General features: G+C 63.8%; 21 protein-coding genes and 1 pseudogene. 6 read left to right on the top strand and 16 right to left on the bottom strand.

All coding sequences use genetic code 11. From position 1 onward, the window contains the following. Positions 1 to 30: 30 nt before the first annotated feature. Complete coding sequence (locus X751_RS162985; protein ID WP_023743600.1) at positions 31 to 1,161, bottom strand: glycosyltransferase; 1,131 nt, start codon at positions 1,159 to 1,161, stop codon at positions 31 to 33. Between the two features lie 7 nt (positions 1,162 to 1,168). Continuing rightward, complete coding sequence (locus X751_RS162990) at positions 1,169 to 1,732, bottom strand: polysaccharide biosynthesis/export family protein (protein WP_023743599.1); 564 nt, start codon at positions 1,730 to 1,732, stop codon at positions 1,169 to 1,171. 264 nt (positions 1,733 to 1,996) lie between these two features. On the opposite strand from X751_RS162990, the gene X751_RS162995 reads away from it, so the two are divergent. Further along, entirely contained in the window at positions 1,997 to 4,213 is a 2,217-nt protein-coding gene (locus X751_RS162995; protein WP_023743598.1) for an exopolysaccharide transport family protein, read from the top strand. A gap of 98 nt (positions 4,214 to 4,311) precedes the next feature. Here the strand turns inward: X751_RS162995 and X751_RS163000 are convergent, their stop codons facing one another. The 6 genes from X751_RS163000 to X751_RS163025 all read right to left on the bottom strand — a co-directional run bounded on the left by X751_RS163000 (position 4,312) and on the right by X751_RS163025 (position 10,296). After that, positions 4,312 to 5,148 (bottom strand): GNAT family N-acetyltransferase, encoded by an 837-nt coding sequence (locus tag X751_RS163000; RefSeq protein ID WP_023743597.1) that lies wholly within the window; start codon positions 5,146 to 5,148, stop codon positions 4,312 to 4,314. A gap of 5 nt (positions 5,149 to 5,153) precedes the next feature. Next, complete coding sequence (locus X751_RS163005; protein ID WP_023682327.1) at positions 5,154 to 5,900, bottom strand: aspartate/glutamate racemase family protein; 747 nt, start codon at positions 5,898 to 5,900, stop codon at positions 5,154 to 5,156. Between the two features lie 2 nt (positions 5,901 to 5,902). Further along, entirely contained in the window at positions 5,903 to 6,721 is an 819-nt protein-coding gene (locus X751_RS163010) for an ABC transporter permease (RefSeq protein WP_023730872.1), read from the bottom strand. Position 6,722: 1 nt separating this feature from the next. Then, a complete protein-coding gene (locus X751_RS163015) occupies positions 6,723 to 7,634 on the bottom strand; it encodes an ABC transporter permease (protein ID WP_023743596.1) in 912 nt (303 codons plus the stop codon). Positions 7,635 to 7,871: 237 nt separating this feature from the next. Next, on the bottom strand, positions 7,872 to 9,161 hold the full coding sequence (locus X751_RS163020) for a PotD/PotF family extracellular solute-binding protein (protein ID WP_023743595.1): 1,290 nt from the start codon (positions 9,159 to 9,161) through the stop codon (positions 7,872 to 7,874). Between the two features lie 34 nt (positions 9,162 to 9,195). Continuing rightward, complete coding sequence (locus X751_RS163025) at positions 9,196 to 10,296, bottom strand: ABC transporter ATP-binding protein (RefSeq protein ID WP_023727540.1); 1,101 nt, start codon at positions 10,294 to 10,296, stop codon at positions 9,196 to 9,198. Between the two features lie 262 nt (positions 10,297 to 10,558). Between X751_RS163025 and X751_RS163030 the strand changes: the two genes are divergently transcribed. Then, positions 10,559 to 11,269, top strand: a complete 711-nt coding sequence (locus X751_RS163030; RefSeq protein ID WP_023743594.1) for a GntR family transcriptional regulator — start codon at positions 10,559 to 10,561, stop codon at positions 11,267 to 11,269. A gap of 3 nt (positions 11,270 to 11,272) precedes the next feature. Here the strand turns inward: X751_RS163030 and X751_RS163035 are convergent, their stop codons facing one another. After that, the gene (locus X751_RS163035; RefSeq protein WP_023743593.1) at positions 11,273 to 12,502 is read right to left on the bottom strand and encodes a GNAT family N-acetyltransferase; all 1,230 of its coding nucleotides are present in this window, start codon (positions 12,500 to 12,502) and stop codon (positions 11,273 to 11,275) included. Between the two features lie 91 nt (positions 12,503 to 12,593). Between X751_RS163035 and X751_RS163040 the strand changes: the two genes are divergently transcribed. Next, the gene (locus X751_RS163040; protein WP_023669400.1) at positions 12,594 to 13,652 is read left to right on the top strand and encodes a polysaccharide deacetylase family protein; all 1,059 of its coding nucleotides are present in this window, start codon (positions 12,594 to 12,596) and stop codon (positions 13,650 to 13,652) included. 15 nt (positions 13,653 to 13,667) lie between these two features. Here X751_RS163040 and X751_RS163045 read toward each other — a convergent pair whose 3' ends face one another. Beyond that, positions 13,668 to 13,883 carry a DUF2842 domain-containing protein gene (locus X751_RS163045; protein ID WP_023669401.1) on the bottom strand — a complete coding sequence of 72 codons (216 nt, stop codon included), beginning with the start codon at positions 13,881 to 13,883 and terminating at the stop codon, positions 13,668 to 13,670. Positions 13,884 to 14,033: 150 nt separating this feature from the next. Here X751_RS163045 and X751_RS163050 point away from each other — a divergent pair, with 150 nt between their 5' ends. Then, positions 14,034 to 15,158 carry a COX15/CtaA family protein gene (locus X751_RS163050; protein ID WP_023669402.1) on the top strand — a complete coding sequence of 375 codons (1,125 nt, stop codon included), beginning with the start codon at positions 14,034 to 14,036 and terminating at the stop codon, positions 15,156 to 15,158. Positions 15,159 to 15,211: 53 nt separating this feature from the next. On the opposite strand, the gene X751_RS163055 is transcribed toward X751_RS163050, so the two are convergent. The 3 genes from X751_RS163055 to speB all read right to left on the bottom strand — a co-directional run bounded on the left by X751_RS163055 (position 15,212) and on the right by speB (position 18,073). Beyond that, a complete protein-coding gene (locus X751_RS163055) occupies positions 15,212 to 16,051 on the bottom strand; it encodes an aminoglycoside phosphotransferase family protein (protein ID WP_023669403.1) in 840 nt (279 codons plus the stop codon). Positions 16,052 to 16,115: 64 nt separating this feature from the next. After that, positions 16,116 to 17,042, bottom strand: coding sequence for an N-acetyl-gamma-glutamyl-phosphate reductase (gene argC / locus X751_RS163060; protein ID WP_023743592.1), 927 nt, complete (start codon positions 17,040 to 17,042; stop codon positions 16,116 to 16,118). A 29-nt stretch (positions 17,043 to 17,071) separates the two neighbouring features. Then, positions 17,072 to 18,073 (bottom strand): agmatinase, encoded by a 1,002-nt coding sequence (gene speB, locus X751_RS163065; protein ID WP_023669405.1) that lies wholly within the window; start codon positions 18,071 to 18,073, stop codon positions 17,072 to 17,074. A gap of 98 nt (positions 18,074 to 18,171) precedes the next feature. On the opposite strand from speB, the pseudogene X751_RS1000000167745 reads away from it, so the two are divergent. Beyond that, positions 18,172 to 18,391 (top strand): annotated as a pseudogene (locus X751_RS1000000167745) (glycerophosphodiester phosphodiesterase); the annotation flags it as partial. 200 nt (positions 18,392 to 18,591) lie between these two features. Here X751_RS1000000167745 and X751_RS163070 read toward each other — a convergent pair. Then, positions 18,592 to 19,464 (bottom strand): aldo/keto reductase family oxidoreductase, encoded by an 873-nt coding sequence (locus X751_RS163070; protein WP_023743591.1) that lies wholly within the window; start codon positions 19,462 to 19,464, stop codon positions 18,592 to 18,594. Between the two features lie 91 nt (positions 19,465 to 19,555). Here X751_RS163070 and X751_RS163075 point away from each other — a divergent pair, with 91 nt between their 5' ends. After that, a complete protein-coding gene (locus tag X751_RS163075) occupies positions 19,556 to 20,455 on the top strand; it encodes a LysR family transcriptional regulator (protein WP_023743590.1) in 900 nt (299 codons plus the stop codon). A 267-nt stretch (positions 20,456 to 20,722) separates the two neighbouring features. On the opposite strand, the gene rpsI is transcribed toward X751_RS163075, so the two are convergent. Both rpsI and rplM read right to left on the bottom strand, forming a co-directional pair. Further along, positions 20,723 to 21,205 carry a 30S ribosomal protein S9 gene (gene rpsI / locus X751_RS163080; RefSeq protein WP_023669408.1) on the bottom strand — a complete coding sequence of 161 codons (483 nt, stop codon included), beginning with the start codon at positions 21,203 to 21,205 and terminating at the stop codon, positions 20,723 to 20,725. Between the two features lies 1 nt (position 21,206). After that, positions 21,207 to 21,671, bottom strand: coding sequence for a 50S ribosomal protein L13 (gene rplM, locus X751_RS163085; protein WP_023669409.1), 465 nt, complete (start codon positions 21,669 to 21,671; stop codon positions 21,207 to 21,209). Positions 21,672 to 21,806 lie beyond the last annotated feature (135 nt).

Raw genomic sequence — 21,806 nt, 5'->3', positions numbered from 1 at the left:
TTGAGACAACTTGTGGTTTTGGAGGGTCGTCTATCTGTTGAGCGCGGCGAAATAGGCCTTTTCGATTTCGGCGGCCATCACATCGGCGCCGAATCGCGCCCTGAGGCTGGCCGTATCGGGCATGGCGCGCCGGTAGGCGTCGAGATCGCGCAGCGCTTCACCCATCTTGTCGCCGAGTTGGCGCGGATCGGGACGGATCAGGGCAGGGGATCCCTCCCCGAAGATTTCGGGAATGCCGCCGACGGCCGTGGCGACCATCGGCCTGCCGGCCGCCAGCGTCTCCAGCACGATATAGGGCATGGCTTCCGCGCGGGAGGGGACGACGACCAGATCGGCCAGCGAAAATGCCTCCCTGGCCGGCATCGGCGGCAAGAAGCGGACCTGTTTTCCGAGGCCCAGCCGTTTCACCTGCGCATGGTAGCGCGGCAGGTCGTCGCCATCGCCGACCATGACCGCGGTCAAGCGGCGCTCAAGCTGGGACCCGGCCAGCACCAGCGCGTCGATGAAAATGTCAGGCCCTTTGAGGTCGCGCATCATGCCGATGTAGAGCAGGTCGGCCGCGTCGGGCTGTGCGACCACCGGTTCGAACTCGGCGGCGCGCAGGCCGTTATAGACCAGCGTGTTCGGGATAGGCGGTTCGCCGACCTTCCTGCGATAGGTGCGCCGCTCATAGTCGGAGACGAACAGCAGGCAGTCGGTGAAGCGCGCCATGAAGCGCTCGAGCGCGAAGAACAGCTTCCCGGTCGTCGTCGTTTCATCATAGTGGAGGGAGCCGCCATGCGGCGAATAGAGGCGGGCTACGCGAGACCTAGATACCCGCAACAATGAGCCGAACAGACGGGCATAGGCGCCACCTTTGGCGCCATGTCCGTGCAACACGTCCGGCTGCAATTCCTTGATGATCCTGTAAGTGCGCCAGGCCGAGGCGAAGTCGCCCGGCCCGACATGGCGCTGCATCGGCGTGCGATGGATGCCGAGCGCCAGGCTGTCCTTCATCTGGTCGAACAGGCGTTCCTCGTATTCGCCGCCGGTGGTCGAATCGCAGACGATGCCGACAACATGTCCGGCGGCGAGCTGGGCCTCCGTCAGGTCGCGCACATGCCGGAAGATCCCGCCGACGGGTGAGCGAAAGCAGTGGACGATCCTGAGCTGGTCCGCCACGTTGATGTCAGAACAGGCGTTCGCGAACGTAGACCGTGTCGCCCGGCAGCAGCGGACCGGAGGTAACCACCCGGCCTGTCATCACCTTGCCGTTGATGTCGCGGGTGATGTCGACGCTTTCCTGGTTGGCGCGCGGCGAGAAACCGCCGGCAATCGCGATGGCCTTCTGCACGGTGAGGCCCGGCACGTAGGAATACTGGCCGGCGGCGCCCACTTCGCCCATGACGAAGATCGGCCGGTAGCGATCGATCTCGACCGACACGTCGGGGTCGCGCAGATAGCCTTGGCGCAGTTTGTCGGCGAGCGCTTTTTCCAGCTGCTGGGCCGTGTGGCCACGCGCCGGCACCGCGCCGACCAGCGGGAAGGACATGTAGCCGGACTGATCGACACTGTAGGTGTTGGTCAGACCGTCCTGTTCGAACACGGTGACGCGGACACGGTCGCCGGCGCCGAGCCGATAGGGCTGGTCGAGTACCTCGTGGAAGGCCGCCGGCGTCGGCCGGTAGCTGGAGCAGCCGGCGAGGATCGACACGGCCAGCAGAGCGCGAAACAGACCAGCAGCGCTTTTCATGATCGGGCACACACCTTCGTCGCTATGGCCGCCAGGACACGGCGGCAAACCTTAAGGATCTGGGTTCGTTATCATCCTGTTAGGGTTAATGGCCGGTAAAGGGACGCGGCCGATTTGGCGGCAATCGACAAAAAGCCGTATAGTTTTGCTGGCTTTGTTTACCGGATGTCAGCAAACCCTAACAGCTGCTTACCGCGATCTTAACGGCTGAGTTACCATAGTTGTTTACCCTACCATCTAGCCTCATGTCCGGAGCAGGAATGCATGTCCGACCAGTCCGCGGCCGCAGATGTCGATGTCGACCTGAGACAGCTCTTCGCCAGCCTGGCGCGGAACTGGCTGCGCATTCTTGTGATCACGCTTCTCGTCACTGGTCTCGCCTTCGCGTTCGCGTGGCTTGCCACGCCGCATTATAAGGCCACGACGCAGCTGAAAATCCAGTTGAGCGAATCGGCCTATACGCGCCCTGCCGGCACCAATGAAGACGACAAACCTGTGCTCGATGCAGAAGGTGTAGCAACCGAGGTTCAGGTCATTTCCTCGTCCGACATTCTCAAGCAGGTGGCTGCCGACCTTAAGCTGGGCGACAAGCCCGAGTTCAACTATGCGCTCGGCATGTCGCCGGTCACCCGGCTCCTGGTCATTGCCGGGCTGAAGAGCGATCCGGAAGAAATTCCGCTCGAAGAGCGCGTGCTGACGAAGATGCGCGACAAGCTCAATGTTTATGGCGTGGAAAAGACCCGCGTCATCGCCGTCGAATTTTCCTCTGAAGATCCCCAGCTTGCCGCTGACATTCCGAACGCCATCGCCAAGGCCTACCTGGCCTACCAGGCGGACGCCAAGACCAAGTCGAACGCCGCCGCGACCGCCTTCCTCGGGCCGGAAATCGACGATCTGCAGAAGCAGGTCAGGGATGCAGAGGCCAAGGTCGCGGCCTTCCGCTCCGCCCAGTCGGACCTGTTGATGGCTGGCAACAATTCGGTGCTGGCCACGCAGCAATTGTCCGAGCTATCGACCGAACTGTCGCGTGTGCGCGCCAGCCGCGCTTCGGCCGAGGCAACGGCCGAAAGGGTGCGCCAGGCTTTGCAGAATGGCGGTTCTCTGGACGCTGTACCCGAAGTGCTGTCTTCCGATCTGATCCAGCGGCTGCGTGAGCGTCAGATCGAGCTCAGAACCAACATCGCCGATCTTTCCACCACCTTGCTCGACAACCATCCCCGCCTGCGGGCGATGAGGTCGCAGCTTGCCGATCTCGACGGCCAGATCCGCAACGAAGCGCAAAAAATCATGCGCGGGTTGCTGACGCAGGCGCAGACCGCCCAGGCGCGCGAAAACCAGCTGATATCGGACGTCAACACGCTGAAAGCGGCGTCGTCGCGGGCCGGCGAGGAGCAGGTCCAGCTGGATGCGCTGCAGCGCGAGGCGAACGTCCGGCGCCAGCAGCTTGAATCCTATATGGCGAGCTTCCGCGAAGTGTCCTCGCGCAAGAATTACCTGCCGGTCGATGCCAGCGTGTTTTCCGAGGCGCGCGTGCCGTCGGAACCCTATTTCCCCAAGCTCGTGCCGATCGTCGGCGCCGCCTTAGTCGGCTCGCTGCTGCTGATGTCGGTCATCACGCTGCTGCAGGAGCTGTTTTCCGGCCGCGCCATGCGTCCGGCCCCAGGGGCGCGCTTCGAGCGTATCGAGCAGGTTGCGATGCCGGCAATGTCGGCGCCGGTCGTCCACCCGGAACCGGCTCCTGAGGTCGTGGAAGTGGACGATCAGCCGACGACCGTGGAGTCTGAACTGGTGCCAGAGCCCGAGCCGGCTCCTTCAGTGCTGGAAGGAGCAGCGGCTGCCGGTTCCGAACCGCAAGCCGAACCTGAACCTGTCCGCTCCAGCCTTGGCGAGATCGATGTCGAGAAGGCGGCGGAGAAGCTGATCGCCAGCGGTGCTGCGCGCGCCATCTTCGTCTCGCCCGAAGGCGATGAGGCCGCGGCCTCGGCAGTGCTGGTAGCGCGCGAAGTCTCCGACGCCGGCCTGCGCGTGTTGCTGCTCGATCTGACCGCATCGGGCGCGGCGTCGCGGCCGATGCTGGACAGCGGACTTTTCCCCGGCATCACCAATCTGCTGGCTTCGGAAGCGCAGTTCAGCGACGTCATCCACGCCGACCTCTATTCGGACTGCCACGTCGTTCCCGTCGGCACCGCCGATCCGGTGCGCGCCATGCGCGCCGCCGACCGGCTGCCGATCATCATGCAGTCGCTGACCACCGCCTATGATCTGGTCATCGTCGAATGCGGACCGGCCGATGCGCAAGGCATCAGCCGACTGGTCGGCGACAGCACTGAGGTCTTCATGTCCATGCTGCAGGCGGACGATGAGGTGGCGCAGGCCGCCGTCGAGCTGATCGAAAGCGGCTATCCCGACCTCACTCTGGTGACGCCGATCGGCCACGAGACGCCGGGTAACCCCGTGCCGGGACGACGTAGCGCCGCCTGAGACATCAGACAATTCGACTTAGGCGGCGCTACTACGGATCGGCTCGTCCATCGCCCGCCGGCTCCCGAAAAACCAAGCCTGTCAGCCGGCGCCGGGATCTACCCCAACTCCAGGGTCGTCACGCCAAATATTCGGCGCGAGTCGACCTTCGGAGGCGGGCCCTTGTACATGCGCGTGGTGGTGAAGGTCGGCCTGAAACCAATCGCTGCAAGCGCCTTGGTGAAATCGAAATTTTCGGCAGGAACGTCGATATGCAGGTCGCCACCTTCGCATGCGGCAGCCAGACTGCCCATGAACTGCATCGCCGTCTCGGTGTCGTCGGCAAACAGCGGGCCGATCTTGTAACCCGAACGGCAGGGACGAGCCACGGCGTAGCCTATGGTGCCGAGTGAACTGATCGCGGCGAACCCGCAATGCGGCGGCTGCGCCCAGCGGTGCAGGAAGGCTCGTCGAGGCGCGGGGAAACAGCGGGCGTCATAGACGATGATGTCGGGCACGAGTTGCGTGGTTATCATGCGCACCCCTTCGCTTCGGACGGGCGGGGTCGCGATACGGCCGCTGAAGCGGATGGTTTCGTACGCCGAGCTGAATCCCGTGCGGCGATAATTCGCCAGCTGCGCGGCGACCCCGTCGAGGCCGACCGTTCGGCCGGCCAGCCTGGCCATGCCCGCATTCCAGACTGCTTTGCCATGGCCTTTGCCGCGCATGTCTGGTCGGCAGATGTAGAGACCGATGAAACCGAAGTTGCCGCCATAGGCGACAGCCGAGATGGCGGCGGTCATCTCGTTGTCGACAAAAGCGCCGATGAACCCTTCAGGATCGGTTGGCCGGAACGCGGCGGCATCGTCAAGGCCAGGGTTCCAGCCTTCAGCCGCCGCCCAGTCGATGAGAACGGTCAGTTCCGGCGGAGACAATGCGCGGACGGTAGGCTTCATAGCGTTCACTCCGCGGCGACCACCCCCGGCGAGAAGGATTTCAGCACGCCGCGATAGGGCTTGGCCAGCGGACTGGCATAGGAGCCGCGCTTCGAGGTCGACAGGCCCAATGCGATCAGCGCCTCGGCCTGTTTGAGGGCGGCGCCGACGCCGTCGATGACGGGCAGGTCGAACTCTTGCTGCAACCGGTGTGCCAGGTCGGCCATGCCGGCGCAGCCGAGCACGATGGCCTCGGCGCGGTCTTCCGCTATGGCGCGGGCGATCTCGGCGCGCAGTTTCTCGACAGCGCCGGAAGCAGCGTCTTCAAGCGAGAGTACGGGAATGTCGGCGGCGCGCACGCGGGCACGCCCGGCCATGCCGTAGCGGTGCACCAGCCCCTCGACAGGGACACGCGAGCGTTCGGTGGTCGTCACCACTGTGAAGCGCTGGGCAATGTAGGAGGCGACACTGAGTGCGGCCTCGCAGATGCCGATGACCGGAATGGAGGCCATGGCGCGTGCCGCATCCAGGCCGGTATCGTCGAAGCAGGCGATGATGGCGGCCTGAGCCCCGGCACGTTCGCCGGCGGCGATCTCCATCAAAAGGCCGGGCACGGCCAATGCCTCGTCATAATAGCCCTCGATCGAGGCAGGACCCATCGAGGAGGTGACCGCGATCACCTCGGTCCCGGCGCCGGCAACGGCGCGCGCCGCCGCCGCGATCGTCTCGGTCATGCTCGCCGTCGTGTTGGGGTTCACCACCAGTATCTGCACGATCAAACCCTGGCCCGCTTGCGGCCGACATAGAGGATGGCGCCCAGTGTGGCCAGGATCACCAGGAAGGAGAACACGGTGGTCACCGTGCCCAGCGCATAGAGCACCGGCGTCGTGACATTGGTGGTCATGCCGTAGATCTCGAGCGGCAGCGTGTTGAAGGTGCCCGACGTCATCAGCGTGCGGGCGAACTCGTCATAGGACAGCGTGAAGCCGAACAGGCCGACGCCGATCAGGCTCGGCGCGATCATCGGCAGCACGACATGGGCGAAGGTCTGCCAGGAGTTGGCGCCCAGGTCACGCGCTGCTTCCTCGTAGGCGGGCGAGAAGCGGTTGAAGACGGCGAACATGATGAGCACGCCGAAGGGCAAGGTCCAGGTCAGGTGCGCGCCGAAGGCCGATGTGTACCAGGCCGGGCGGAAGCCGACCTGCTGGAACACGACGCCGATGCCGAGCGAAATGATGATCGAGGGTACGACGAGGCTGGCGACCGCCAGGTAGAACAAAGCGGTGGCGCCACGAAATTTTTGCCGGAAAGCGAGCCCTGCCAGCAGCGACACGACGACGGTGACGATCATCACCATGAGGCCGAGCACGAGCGAGCGCTTGAAGCTGCCGCCGAAATCGCCGACCGCCTGGCGCTCGAACAGATTGGCGAACCAGTGCAGCGACACGCCATTGAGCGGGAAGGTGAGGCCGCCGGTCTCGCCTTGGAAAGAAAGGATCAGGATCGCCGATAGCGGGCCATAGAGGAACAGCACGAACAGAGTGAAGAAGGCCGCAAGCACATAGAACTCGAAGGTGCGTTTTTCGTGGCTCACCTCAAAGCTCCTTGCGGATGTCGACGATGCGCAGGATGCCCGCGACCATCAACAGTACCAACACCAGCAACACTACGGCATTGGCGGCGGCTGCGGGATACTGCAGCAGCGAAATCTGGTTCTTCATCATCAGTGCGACCGACGCGCTCTGGCCGCCCGACATCACCTGCACAGTGGAGAAATCGGCCATCACCAGCGTGACGACGAAGATGGTGCCGATCGCCATGCCGGGCTTGGCCAGCGGGATGACGACGTTCCACAAGACCTGCCAGCCGGACGCGCCGGCATCGCGCGCGGCCTCGACCAGCGAGCGGTCGATGCGCATCAACGTGTTGAAGATCGGCGTTACCATGAACAGCGTGTAGAGATGCACCATGGCCAGCACCACGGCGAATTCCGAATAGAGCAGCCATTCGATGGGTTTTGGCACCAGCCCCAATTGCACCAGCGTCGAGTTGATCAACCCGTTACGGCCAAGCACCGGGATCCACGAGATCATGCGGATGATGTTGGAGGTCAGGAACGGCACCGTGCAGACAAGGAACAGCACCATCTGCATGGCGGTGGTGCGGATATGGAAGGCGAGGAAATAGGCGACCCAGAAGCCGATGAACAAGGTCAGAGCCCAGACGATGGCAGCGAATTTGATGGTGTTGAGATAGGTCTTCCAGGTGACCCATGATCCCAGCACGTCGGAATAGTTCGTCGTCAGGAAATCCGGATACATGGCGGCGAAGTCATAATCCCAGAAGGAGACGACGACGATCATGATGATTGGCAAGAGCAGGAACGCACCGAGGATGAGCGCCAGCGGCGCCGATTGGAGGTAGGGCGTGACGGCACTGATGGAGAAGCGGCGGTGTCTGGCGGGCTTGGTTGCTGCGATGGCGGGGCTTTCGAGCGCGACTGTCATTGGGAAAATCCTCCGTGTGATCGCGATGACTTGCGATCCTTCGCGCCCCCCTCTGTCCTGCCGGACATCTCCCCCACGAGGGGGGAGATCGAACTCTCATAACGGCCTTCGCCAAACTCCAACGTTGCTAACGAAGAGCCGGCCATGACGCTGCCAATCTCCCCCCAAGTGGGGGAGATGTCCGGCAGGACAGAGGGGGGCGCGAAGGATCGCAACATCACAGTGAACGCGTCCGCTCTACGCCGCGATGAACTCGTTCCAGCGCTTCACCATGTAGCGGTCCTCGTCCATGACCGAGTTCCAGCAGGCGACTTTGCCCATACGCTCTTCGAACGAGCCGCCGTCGCGCACGGCGCCGGCCTTTTCCATGACGGTGCCGTCCGGCGCCTTGATCTCGCCCTTGGCCGGCTTGCCTTCGATCCAGTAGCCCCATTCGTCCTCGGACATGAACTTCTTGGCCGAGACCATATTGGCGGAATAGTAGCCCTGGCGGTTGAGATAGCCGCCGACCCAGCCCGACGTATACCAGTTGATGTATTCGTAGGCCGCGTCGAGCTCGGCGCCTTTCAGATGGACGGCAAGTCCAAGGCCGCCGCCCCATGAACGATAGCCTTCCTTGAGCGGCTGGAAGCGGCAGGCGATGCCCTTGGAGCGGACGGCGGCGACGGCCGGCGACCACATCGACTGGATGACCACCTCGCCCGATGCCATCAGGTTGACGCTCTCGTCGAACGACTTCCAGAAGGCGCGGAACTGGCCGGCCTGCTTGGCCTTGATGAGGAAGTCGATCGTCTTGTCGATCTCTTCCTTGGTCATGTTGCCCTTGTCAGCATATTCGATGCTGCCTATGGCCTCCATGATCATGGCCGCATCCATGATGCCGATGGACGGGATGTTGAGGATCGCGGTCTTGCCCTTGAAGGCCGGGTCCATGATGTCGGCCCAGGTGGTGATGTCGCGGCCGACGAGGTCGGGCCGGATGCCTAGCGTATCGGCGTTGTAGATCGTCGGCACCATGGTGAACCACTTGGTCGGCGCCTTGGCGAAGGTCTTTGAGTCCTGCGCTTCGACATAGCCGACCGTGTGCGGCGCGGTGCCCTGGGCAATGATGCTGTCGGGCGTCAGCTTGCCGGTTTTGAACAACGGCACCAGTTCGTCGTAGTATTTCAGCTTGCTGACATCCATCGGCTGCAGCACGCCGCTCGGGAACACCTTCTTGCAGATCCAGTATTCGATGTCGGCGATGTCATAGCTGTCGGGCTGGGTCACGGCGCGCTGGGCGGCCGCGTCCGAATCGGTCGCCGTCATTTCCAGCGTGATGCCGAGGTCGGCCTTGCACTTGTCGGCGATCGCGTTCAGGTTCGACACGCCGGTGCCGAACTGGCGCAGCGTGATGTTGGACTGCGCCCAGATGGTCGGGAAGCCTGTAATGGCGCCCGAGCCTGCGGCGAGGCCGACGGCGGCCGCACCTGTCTTGAGCAACGAACGGCGCGAAATTCCGGTCTTTGTTTCTACTGTTTTTGTCATTCCTATTCCCCTGTTTTGTTTTGCTTCGTTGAATTCATGAATGAAGGCGGCCGAGGACGATGGCGTCCTCGGAATCCCAGGCGAGCGGTACGGCGTCGCCAAGGGCGACGGGTTTGGTGAAGAAGTCGGAATCGTCGATGATAACGGTGAAATCGTCGATGCCGCCGCCGGTGACCGACAGCTTCACCGTGGCGCCGCGATATTCGATGTTGGAGACGATGCCGGTGAAGCCGAGGCCGGGAGAGGGTGCTTCGCCGATGCGCACATGGTCGGTGCGGATGGCAATGTCGATCGGCGTGCCCACCTCTTGGCCCGCCTCCCGGCCTTGCCCGCGGGCGGCGAGCGAGGCGCCACCATTGACGTCGAAGACGACCATGCCGTCGCGCGCGCCGGTGACCCGGCCGGAGATGACATTGTGGTCGCCCATGAAGCGCGCGACGAAGGCGGTGGCCGGCCTTTCGAACACATCTCGCGGCGGCGCCGCCTGTTCGATGCGGCCGTCATTCATCACCACGATCAGGTCCGCCAAGGCCATGGCCTCTTCCTGGCTGTGGGTGACGTGGACGAAAGTGATGCCAAGCGAGGTCTGCAATTTCTTCAGCTCGGCGCGCATGCGTATCTTCAGGAACGGGTCGAGTGCCGACAGCGGCTCGTCGAGCAGCAGCGCCTCGGGATCGGTGATCAGAGCGCGGGCGAGTGCAACACGCTGCTGCTGGCCGCCGGAAAGCTGCGCCGGCCTGCGCGTCGCATAGGCCTCCATCTGCATCAGCTTGAGCATATCGAGCGCCTTGGCACGGCGCTGCTCCTTGTCGACGCCCTTCATCTTCAGGCTGAAGGCGACATTGTCGACAAGGTCGAGATGCGGAAACAGCGCATAGGACTGGAACATCATCGCCGTGCCACGCTTTGCCGGCGGCAGGTCGGTGACGACAAAGTTGCCGAGGCGGACATCGCCCGACGAAATGCTTTCGTGGCCGGCGATCATGCGCAGCGTCGAGGTCTTGCCGCAGCCGGAGGGGCCAAGCAGGCAGCAATAAGTGCCTGCCGGTATTTTCAGGCTGATGGCTTCGACAGCAGTCGTCGTTCCGTACACTTTCGAAACGGAGACGATGTCGATCTCGGCGGCTTTGGACATTCAGGCTTCCCCGTTTGGTCGCATTAACCAATGCATTATGCGTGCCAATCGGCGAGATTCGGCCAAGCGTTTGAATCATCAGCAAAATCGGGATTCGTGCCCACTGCCTAGCCGGTGGGCTATCTTGTGCATTGCACAAATTGTGGGCGATTGTGCGCGATCCGCGCAAGAATCGTATGCAATCTTTTTCGCTTGGTGTCCACTTTGCCTCTCGTACGCAAGCGACCAGTTGCGCTAGAAGAGGCTGGGAACCATCATCGCCATGGACATTGCCGATCAGATCCATTCCGCCGACAGCGCCAACCAGGATCGCGCCCAGGCGATCCGCGACAATCTGCGGGACGCCATCGTTGACCGTCGGCTGACGCCCGGCACCAAGCTGTCGGAAGGCGAGGTCGGCACGCTGTTCGACGTCTCGCGCACCGTCGCGCGCGCGGCGCTGCAGATGCTGTCCTTCGAGGGGCTGGTGCGTACCGAGCGCAACCGTGGCGCCTTCGTCGCCAACCCTTCGCCTGAGGAAGCGCGCCAGGTGTTCGCATCGCGCCGGCTGATCGAGCCGGGCATAGCCATTGCCGCCTGCGGGCGGGTCACAGCCACCGATATCGCTACGTTCCGAGCGCAGCTCGACGAGGAAGGCCGCTTCATCGCCGAGCGCGGTCCAACCGCCCGGCGCTCCGAAATCAAGGCGTCGGGCGATTTCCATCTGCTGCTCGCCTCCGTCGCCGGCAATGCCATCCTGCAGCGCTTCATGGAGGAGCTGGTGGCGCGTTCGTCGCTGGTGATCGCCCTTTACGGACGATCCGGCGTGTCGGCCTGCGGACACAGTGAGCACACGGAAATGGTCGGCGCGCTGGAAAGCGGCGATTGCGGGTTGGTGAGCCGGCTGATGCTGCACCATATCGACCACATCGAGGCAGATCTCGACCTGCGGGTCAGGGCCGGCCCGGCGCTCCGCGAAGCGCTGAATTTCTGATGGCTAGTTTTCGTCGTCCGCAGGAGCGGGCGCTGCCTGTCCGACGGCCTTGCGGCGCAGCATCTTGGTCAGCTTCCAGACCGTCGGGTTGTTCTTGATGAAGGCTTTCGCCCGCGCACCCTGCCGCAGCGCCGACGCCAGCGCGCGTCCCTTCAGCGTCAGGGGCGCCAGCACCTCGAAATGCCTGGTCTCGATATCGCACCAGAGCCGCTTGTAGGGCTCGTCGCCGACCGAGAAATCATAGACATCGAAGCCTGTTTGGCAGGCTTCCTCGATGATGTCGAAGAAAAGGAAATCGCCGGGGCTGGTGTGGCCGAGATCGTCCTCGGCGATGGCGCCGAATTCGCAGATCAGGCGTTTGCCCGAGCGGCTCGAGCCGGTGATTGCACGCAGCTTGCCGGCCACTTCGAGCCCATGCAGCACAAAGGCCGGTTTCTCCTCGGCCAGCGCGCCGGCGAAGAGGGCACGGAAGAAAGCCCGCACCTCCGGCTCGCCGAAGACATTGGCGATGCCCATCTTGGCGAAGCGGAACTCCTTCATCTCGAAGAAAGCGTCGAGCAGCCGGTTCACGTCTTCGGGTGTCTGCGCCTCGATGCGGCGATGAACGCCGACCGCCTCGAATTTTCGTGTCTGCGAACGGTGCTTCTTGCGCTTGCGCTTGCCGCCCACACGCGACAGCAGCGCATCGAAACCACCGTCGAGATTGACGGCGAGCGACAGGTTTGGGCTCGGAAAATTGGAGAACGCCACCAGCGGATTGGCAACACCATCGAGGTCGGGCAGAAGCCTTTCCAAGGCAACGAGATCGATGTCGGGACGCGCCTTGCCGATCGCCGTCACCAGCCTGCGGATCCCCCCAGCATCTGCCTTTGCCAGCCATGCCGGATCGGCGGCGGCGAAATTGCCGTTGGCATGGCGCCCGCCCATGAAGCGGGCGACGCGGAATGGACCAGTTCGCGTGATTTCCAGTGCCAGTGCAAAGACCGGCCTGTCCTCGATTGTCAGCGTGGCAATGACGGCATCGGGATTAGCCTGCGCCGTCCAGGCACGAACCCAGTCCGCGCTTTGCGCCGGCGCAAACAGCGCCGAACGGCAGAATTCGCCGTAAGAGGCGAGCGCGGCAGCATCTGCGATCGACACCGACAGACTGGTCTGGTCGGCAGCCGGCGTGCGCGCAGACGCCTTGCTTGCGGCGAGCCGATTGCCGTCAAATGACGCGGTGGCGTCAACCATACCTCAATCCTTAAGGCGTATTCGTCGCGATCAGGAGTTCGCGTCGGCGCGTTCCGTGCTTGGATCGAGCCTAGGCGCAAAAGGTGAATGAATGATCGACGGTGGTGAGGCAGTTCGGAAACTGGCGCTTAATATCGCCCGCTTTACCGGCCTTGCACCGCTGGCCAAGCCGTTTGTCGGCGGCATTGGCGCCATCCTCATGTTGCATCGGGTCACCGCCACGCCGGAGAAGCCGGACGGCGTTAACCGCCACCTCAACATCGCCCCGCGATTCCTCGACGCTCTCGTCGCCGACATGAAGTCGAGGGGCTATGCCTTCGTCACCCTCGACGAGGCGATCGAGCGCATCAAGGCCGGCGGCAAGGACGGCCAGTTCGCCACCATCACCGCCGACGACGCCTATCGCGACAACATGACCGAAGCGCTGCCAGTGCTCGAAAAGCACGACGCGCCGATCACCATCTATGTCGCGCCGGGTCTGATCGACGGCAGCGCCGATTTATGGTGGGACGTGGTCGAGGATATCGTCAACGCGCGGGAGCGTTTGACGCTGGCGACGCCGAAGGGGCCGGTGACCATAGACTGCTCGACCCACGGCAAGAAACTCCACGCCAATGCGCGTCTGCATGCCTATCTGACGCTCGAGGTGCGCGAGGAGGATCAGCGCGCCGTGCTGCGCGATCTGGCGCACTCGAACGGCATCGACCTCGATGGCTTGCGCCCAAGCACGCTGATGACCTGGGACGACATCCGCGCCGTGGCCGGGCACAGGCTGGTGACGATCGGCGCGCATACGGTCAACCACCGCAATCTGAAGCGGCTCGACGAAGGCGATGCGCGCCATGAGATCGTCGACGTCAGGCGCCAACTGCAGGCGCAGCTCGGCGAAGACCCCCGTCATCTCGCTTACCCCTATGGTTACGCCAGCGCTGTCGGCTGCCGCGAAGTGGGCTTTGCCCGCGACGCCGGCTACGCCTCGGCGGTGACCACTCGCCACGGCGTGCTGCACGCCGAGCACGCCGGCTTCCTGCACGCGCTGCCGCGCATTTCGATCAACGGCCGCTACCAGAGCGTCGCCCATATCCGCACCATGTTGTCGGGCTTAACGACGCCGCTGGCCAATGCCGGCAAAATGGTGGTCACCATCTAACCTGGGGCGGGCTCTTCAGCCTTTCGGCGGCGGCTCCAGGATCAGCCATTTGATGATGCCCATCGCAGGCAGCACCCAGAACAGGCCGCTGAACAGGAAGAACAGGAAGTGCACCAGCGGGCTGGATTGCGACAGCTGCGCGACCGCTATGATCGACGCGACCAGCGCATAGATGATGACCAGCGCCACCAGCAGGAAAGTTCCGATCAGCTTTTTCAGGCGGATGGGCATGAGCGTTCTCGTTGATCGCCTCCGCTTAGGCCCAACCGCGCGCCTGTGCAACCCGGGAGATGCGGCGCGACGGCGTGCCGCGCCGTCCGGTCTTGTCAGCCGGGTTGCGATGGTTCACCAATCCGCCACGTCAACCTGCCGGGACCAACCATGGCCGCCATATCAGCCGCCGCGCCTTACATTGACCGCGATCGCGACTTGAAAAATCGGGCGCTGGTGCGCGGCTGGCTGTATGTCGTGCTTCTGGTGCTGTTTGCGCTGGTGCTGGTCGGCGGCGCCACCAGGCTCACCAATTCCGGCCTGTCGATCACCGAGTGGAAGCCGATCCACGGTGTGATACCGCCGCTCAATGACGCGGAGTGGCAGGAGGAATTCCAGCTTTATCAAAAGATTCCGCAATATGCCGAGCTCAACAAGGGCATGAGCCTGGACGCCTTCAAATCGATCTTCTGGTGGGAATGGGCGCACCGCATCCTGGCGCGCAGTGTCGGCCTGGTCTTCGGCCTGCCGTTGCTGGTCTTGTGGGCGACGCGCCGCATCGAGCGCGGCCTTGGGCCAAAGCTGGTCGGTATTCTGCTGCTTGGTGGCCTGCAAGGCGCCATCGGCTGGTGGATGGTGGCCTCCGGCCTGGTCGACCGCGTCTCCGTCAGCCAGTACCGGCTGGCGACGCATTTGACGCTTGCCGCCCTGATCTTCACTGCCACCATGGTGGTCGCGCGCGGGCTGGCGCCGCATTCGGAGCCTGCCGCCGGCCGGTCGACGCAAAGACTGGCCGGTTTCATCGTGCTGCTGGCGCTGGTCCAGATCTATCTCGGCGGGCTGGTCGCAGGGCTCGACGCCGGCCTGAGCTACAACACCTGGCCGCTGATGGACGGCAAGATCATCCCCGGCGAGCTGCTGCTGCTCGAACCGGCCTGGCGCAATTTCTTCGAGAACCCGAAGACGGTGCAGTTCGTCCACCGGCTCGGCGCCTATACGGTCTTTGCCATCGCGCTCTGGCATATGATAGCGACGCGCCGGCGGCTGCCGGGCACGACACACGCACGCCGCGCAACGCTGCTGTTTCTGCTGGTGCTGGTGCAGGCCTCGATCGGCATCGGCACGCTGCTGATGCAGGTGCCGCTGCACATGGCGCTGACCCATCAGGCCTTCGCGCTGGTCCTGCTGGGATTTGCCGCCGCCCACTGGCGCGGCAACAAGGGCGCCTATCCACTGCCAACGCGGCCGCCCATGAACGCAGGTACATCGTCTACGGTGTCTTGGCCGTCGCAATAATCTATTTCGCGAACGAACTGCCTCGCTACGTCTAAAGCGCGAGGCTGCGCCGGTCAGAAGCTGAGCCGCACCTTTCGGATCACTCCCGCAACCGACAGCTCGCGGTTCTCGTCGACCGCATTCTCGTCCTCATGATGCCATGCGGCCGACAGGCAGCCATAGGCGATGGCATGGTCGAGAATGGCAGCCGGCGTCTGGCCGAGTGTCCTGGCGAAGATCTCAGCCATATGCGCGATGCGCTCGGGATCGAGGCAGAGGTCGTCGCGCCCCAGTGGGTTGTAGAACAGATTGGCGGCGTCGAAGCCGGGATCGCCGAGCACGCCCTTCGGGTCGATCGCCAGCCAGCCGCGCGCACCGTGCAAAATGTTGTCGTGATGCAGGTCGCCATGCAGCGGCTTGACCGCATGCGGGGCATCGAGCAGCCGGTCCGCGATTTCGGCGGCCTCGATATAGAGGCTGTGCTCTCCGGCGTCGCGATCGGCTCCGGCCTTTTTGAACAGGCTGGCAAACCGTGTCCGCAGCGGCTGCAGGTCCGGCGGGGCAGGGTGTCTTGAGGGCGAGAACAGTCTCCCCATCAACTCGGCCGCGATTGCGGTCGCGGCGTTGTCGCCTTCTTTGGCCAGAACGTCGGAAAGCAGGGTGTCGCCGGCATATTCGAGCAGCATGCGGTGGCCGTCCCGGCCAAGCAGCCGCACCGCGCCTTCGCCGCGCCGCCATGCGAGATAGTGCTCGCCGCGCAACTCGTCCTCGACATCGTCGAATGGTTTGAGCGCCTTGACGATGGCCGGCGAGCCGTCCTCACGCCGCACCTTCCAGATGCGGCTCGAAAACGTCTCCGCAATGAGCTCGGGCGCGCTGATCTTCCAGCGCTTTGGAAATGCAGGCGCGTCCATTCAGAGCGTGATGCCGAAAAGTGTTAAGCGGTTTTCGGGCGACAGAATGCTCTCTCCAACTGAATTAAAGGCCGAGCATCAGATCCATGTTCTGAACGGCAGCACCCGAGGCGCCCTTTCCGAGATTGTCATAGACCGCAATCAGCAGCGCCTGCGCCCGGTCGTCATTGGCAAAGACATAGACCTTCATGCGGTTGGTGCCGTTATAGACCTCGGGATTGATCTCGGGCAGGCGCTCCACGTGCTCGTAAGGAGCTACCTCGACCACGCCGCCCTTGATGGCGGCAAAATGGTCGGCGATTGCCGCGTGCAGTTCGGCCCCGGCCGGCACATGGTCGAGCCCGCCGAGCTGCAGCGGCACCACTGTGATCATGCCTTGGGCGAAATTGCCGACCGCCGGCTGCATGATCGGATCGTGCGACAGCTTCGCATAGGTGCGCAGCTCCGGCACATGCTTGTGCTGCAGGGTCAGCCCATAGACCTGGAATTCAGAGGCATCCTCGCCCTTGGCGACATAGTCCTCGATCATCGGCCGGCCGCCGCCCGAATAGCCCGAAATGCCATTGACCGTGATCGGGAAATCCGCCGGCAGCAGACCGGCAGCGACCAGCGGCCGCAGCGTCGCGATCGGCCCTTGCGGCCAGCAGCCGGGATTGGCGACGCGTTTCGCATTGGCGATGATCTTGGCCTGATCCTTGTCCAGCTCGGCAAAACCGTATTCCCAGCCCTCGGCGACGCGATGCGCCGTGGAGGCGTCGATCACCTTGGTGGTGTCGTTGGCAATCAGCGACACGCTTTCCTTGGCAGCCGCATCCGGCAGGCACAGGATGGCGACATCGGCTGCATTGAGGAACTCGGCGCGCGCCGCCGTTTCCTTGCGGCGCTCGGCCGGGATCGAGATGATCTCGAGGTCGCCGCGCTCGGCCAGCAGCGCCCGGATTTGCAGGCCGGTGGTGCCGTGTTCGCCATCGATGAAGATTTTCGGTTTCATGTGCCCGTCAATTCCCTGCTAATTCAGGCCTATATGCCCTGGCCATGGTTTGCCGCGCCATGGTTGCCGCTGTTCAGCTCTTCCGCCCGCGCTTTTCGCTCGGCCACCAGGCCGAGATAGTGCATGGCCACCATCGAGCCGGCGATCGCCGTTATATCGGCGTGATCATAGGCCGGCGCAACCTCGACGACGTCGGCGCCGACAATATCGACCTGGCCGAGCTGGCGCAGCGTCGACAGGATTTTCGCCGAGGACGGTCCGCCGGCAACCGGCGTGCCGGTGCCGGGCGCAAAGGCCGGGTCGAGGCAGTCGATGTCGAAGGTGAGATAGGTCTTCCTGCCGCCGGTGCGGTCGACGATCGCATAGGCGATGTCGGAAGCCCGCATCTCCTCGATCTCGTGACCGTAAAGGATCTTGATGCCGAACGTATCGGGGGCATGCGTGCGGATGCCGATCTGGATCGAGCGGTCGGGGTCGATGATGCCTTCATTGACGGCGCGGCCGACGAACGAACCATGGTCGATGCGCTTGCCATCGTCAGGCCAGGTGTCCTGGTGCGCATCGAACTGCACCAGCGCCAGCGGCCCGTGGATGGCGGCATGTGCCTTGAGCAGCGGCCAGGTGACGAAATGATCGCCGCCGAGCGACAACAGGAAGGCACCCGATTTCAGGATCTTCGCCGCCTCGCGCTCGATCGTGCCTGGTGTCTTCTGGTGATTGCCCGAATCGAGCAGGCAATCGCCATAGTCGATGACGGCGAGATGCTCGAACAGGTCGCGCGAGAACGGATATTGCGGGTCGTTGTCGAGGATCGCCGAGGCGCGGCGGATCGCCTGCGGCCCGAAGCGCGCGCCCGGCCGGTTGGTGACGGCGGCATCGAACGGAATGCCCCACACGACGGCGTCCGCGCCCTTTGCATCCTTGGTGTATTTGCGCCGCATGAACGACAGCGCGCCGGCATAGGTCGGCTCGAAGGAAGGCCCCGTCTTGGAGCGGGCGGTGAACGCGTTGTCGATGGTCTGGTTCGCCATTACGGGTCCTTCTTTGTTCATCGGGCTGCCACAACTACAGAACCGGCACGCAAGATGCCAGTCACAGCTTGGCGAAGGACTTGTATCGCCAAGGTGCAAGGCCCGGCGGCTTCCTCTCCGGCGGCTGCGGCGATGAACTGGCGGTGCAGGCCGGCATGCCGGCCGAGACCACGGTTTCTGGGCCGAACGCGGCGCCACCATCATCCAGACCGACGAACCGAAGGCTGCCATTGGCTGGCTGGGGGCCAACGGGTTTAGGGTGCCTTATGTGGATGAGGCGAAGCCGGCCGAGCCGCGAATACGGCGAGTATCAATTAGAAATCGTACGTCGGCGCCATCACCCCACCCGGCGCTGCGCGCCGACCTCCCCATCGAGGGGAGGTAGGGCGTTGGCGCTTTAGATTCCGACAGTCGTAGCGATTGCGAGGCATGCAAGGCTGCCGCGACCTCCTACCTCCCCTCGATGGGGAGGTCGCGCCGAAGGCGCGGGTGGGGTGACAGCGCCGCCCGCAAAATCTTCACGCCGCTTTCGCCACCCCATCCAATTCCCTTAGCACATCGGCCGACAGCTCCAGTTCCGCCGCCGCCAGGTTCTCTCTCAAATGCCCGATCGACGACGTCCCCGGGATCAGCAGGATGTTCGGCGAGCGGCGCAGCAGCCAGGCGAGCGCAACCTGCAAGGGTGTGGCGCCGAGCCGCGCGGCCACATCCGACAAGGTCGACGACTGCAGCGGGCTGAAACCGCCGAGCGGGAAGAACGGCGTGTAGGCGATACCGGCGCGCGCCAGTTCATCGATCAACCCGTCGTCGTCGCGATGCGCCAGATTGTACTGGTTCTGCACGCAGACGATCTCGGCGATCCCACGGCCTTCCTCGACCTGCGCTGGGGTGACGTTGCTCAGGCCGATATGGCGCACCAGACCCTTGCGCTGCAGTTCGGCAAGCGCGGTCAACTGCGGCTCGATCGAGCCCTCGGCGGGACCCATCACCCCGAACATGACGCGCAGATTGACGACATCCAGCACCTCAAGGCCGAGATTCCTGAGATTGTCGTACACGGCCTGCTCAAGTTCCTTGGCGGAATAGGCAGGCAGCCAGGAGCCGTCGCTGCCGCGCCGCGCCCCGATCTTGGTGACGATGACGAGGTCTTGCGGATAGGGCGCCAGCGCTTCGCGGATCAGCTGGTTGGTTACATGCGGGCCATAGTAGTCGCTGGTGTCGATGTGGTTGACCCCGGAGGCCACCGCTTCGCGCAGCACTGCAATGGCCGCGTCATGATCCTTCGGCGGACCGAAAACGTGCGGGCCGGCAAGTTGCATGGCGCCGTAGCCGAGCCGTTTCACGGTGTGGCTGCCGAGGGTGAATGTGCCGGATTTTTGGATGGTGGACATGGTCGGTCTCCTTTGAGGAGGCGAAGATAGACGCTGCTCAACCTCGGGATAATAAGGTACAATCCGTACAGCTTGTGCGGAATGGCGAACAATGATGGACCTTGGCGATCTGAACGCTTTCGTGACGGTGGCGCGTGCCGGCGGTTTTCGGGAAGGGGCTCGCGCCAGCGGCGGCAGCGCGTCGGGCCTGAGCGAAGCGGTGCGCCGCCTGGAGACGCAGCTCGGCGTCAGGCTGTTCAACCGCACCACACGCAGCGTTGTTCCAACCGACGCAGGCCTCAGCCTCTTGGGAAGGCTTGGCCCGGCGCTGTCGGAGGTGGAGGCGGCCCTCGACGTGGTTAATGGCTTTCGCGACAGGCCGGCCGGTTCGCTGCGCCTCAACGTCCCGGTCAGCGCCGCGCGGCTGATATTGCCCGACATCGTTCCGGGCTTCCTCGCCGCCTATCCCGGCATTCGGCTGGAGGTCATCGCCGATGAGAACTTCGTCGACGTGTTGGCGGCCGGCTGCGACGCCGGCATCCGCTATGACGAGCGACTGGAGCAGGACATGATCGCGGTGCCGATCGGACCGCGCGTCCAGCGCTTCGCCACTGGCGCCAGCCCCGCCTATCTCGATCGCCATGGGCGGCCGCAGCACCCGAGCGATCTGCTTGGCCATGCTTGTCTGCGCGGCCGTTTTGCCAGTGGTTCGATGCTGCCGTGGGAATTCGAGCGCGACGGCGAGGTGGTGCGGGTCGACACGACGGGGCCGTTGATCGTGCGCATCGGCGGGGCGAGCGATCTTGCCGTCCATGCGGCGATTGCCGGCAGCGGCATCGTCGCTCTCTTTGAAGGGTGGCTTCGCCCTCACTTCGAAAGCGGCGCCCTGGAGCCCGTGCTCGAACCGTGGTGGCAGAGCTTTCCCGGGCCATTTCTGTACTATCCCGGACGGCGTCTGGTTCCGGCGCCGCTACGGGCGTTTATCGATTACATCAAGGCCGGCAAGTTCTGAGACTTGAACCGAGGCCGGCGCCATCACCCCACCCGGCGCTTCGCGCCGACCTCCCCATCGAGGGGAGGTAGGGTGCCGCGTTTTTATGGTCGAACTGGTTTGCTAGCCGCTGGACCATCGTGGATTGTCCGGGCGGCAAAACTGCCGCGACCTCCTACCTCCCCTCGATGGGGAGGTCGGCGCGAAGCGCCGGGTGGGGTGACTGCCGAGACCCAAAAGAAAAGGCCGCCCGGAGGCGGCCTTTCGATGTCTGGAACGTCGCAGCGCTTAGCGCTTCGAGAACTGGAAGGAACGGCGGGCCTTCGCCTTGCCGTACTTCTTGCGCTCGACGACGCGGCTGTCGCGGGTCAGGAAGCCGCCCTTCTTGAGCACGGCGCGCAGTGCCGGCTCATAGTAGGTCAGCGCCTTGGAGATGCCGTGACGAACGGCACCGGCCTGGCCGGACAGGCCGCCGCCGATGACGGTGGCGACGATGTCGTACTGGCCGGCGCGGTTGGAAGCGATGATCGGCTGGTTGAGGATCATCTGCAGGACCGGACGCGCGAAATAGGTCGCGAATTCCTTGTCGTTGACGACGATCTTGCCCGAACCCGGCTTCACCCAGACGCGGGCGATGGCGTTCTTGCGCTTGCCGGTGGCATAGGCGCGGCCCGACTTGTCGAGCTTCTGGACATGGACGGGTGCTGCCGGCTGGGTGTTGGTGTTGCCGGTGGCGGCGCCCAATTCTGCGAGCGAGGAAAGCTCAGCCATCTTATGCAACCTTCTTGTTCTTGGCGTTCAGCGCGCCGACGTCGAGGGTGACGGGCTGCTGGGCGACATGCGGATGTTCCGTGCCTGCATAGACGCGGAGGTTCTTCATCTGGCGACGGCCGAGCGGCCCGCGCGGGATCATGCGTTCGACGGCCTTCTCGACGACACGCTCGGGGAAACGGCCCTCGAGCAGCTGGCGCGCGGTGCGCTCCTTGATGCCGCCGGGGTGACCGGTGTGCCAGTAATAGACCTTGTCGGTGAACTTCTTGCCGGTGAACACCACCTTGTCGGCATTGATGACGATGACGTTATCGCCGTCGTCGACATGCGGGGTGAAGGTGGGCTTGTGCTTGCCGCGAAGATGATTGGCGATGACAGTGGCGAGACGGCCGACGACGAGACCCTCGGCGTCGATCAGCACCCACTTCTTCACCACATCCGCAGGCTTCTGCGAAAAGGTTGCCATGGATTTCTGCTTTCGATTTGGACCTTCCGAAGAAGGCGTTTCTTGTTGCTTGGATTGGCGACAAGACACTTGCCCGCCGCCAATAACAAAAACGGCGGCCTTTGCGGGCCGCTGCTTCGTGACGGCTTATAGGCG

The organism is Mesorhizobium sp. LNJC394B00, assembly GCF_000502555.1.
GTDB lineage: Bacteria > Pseudomonadota > Alphaproteobacteria > Rhizobiales > Rhizobiaceae > Mesorhizobium.
This window is presented reverse-complemented; position numbering and strand designations above follow the sequence as displayed.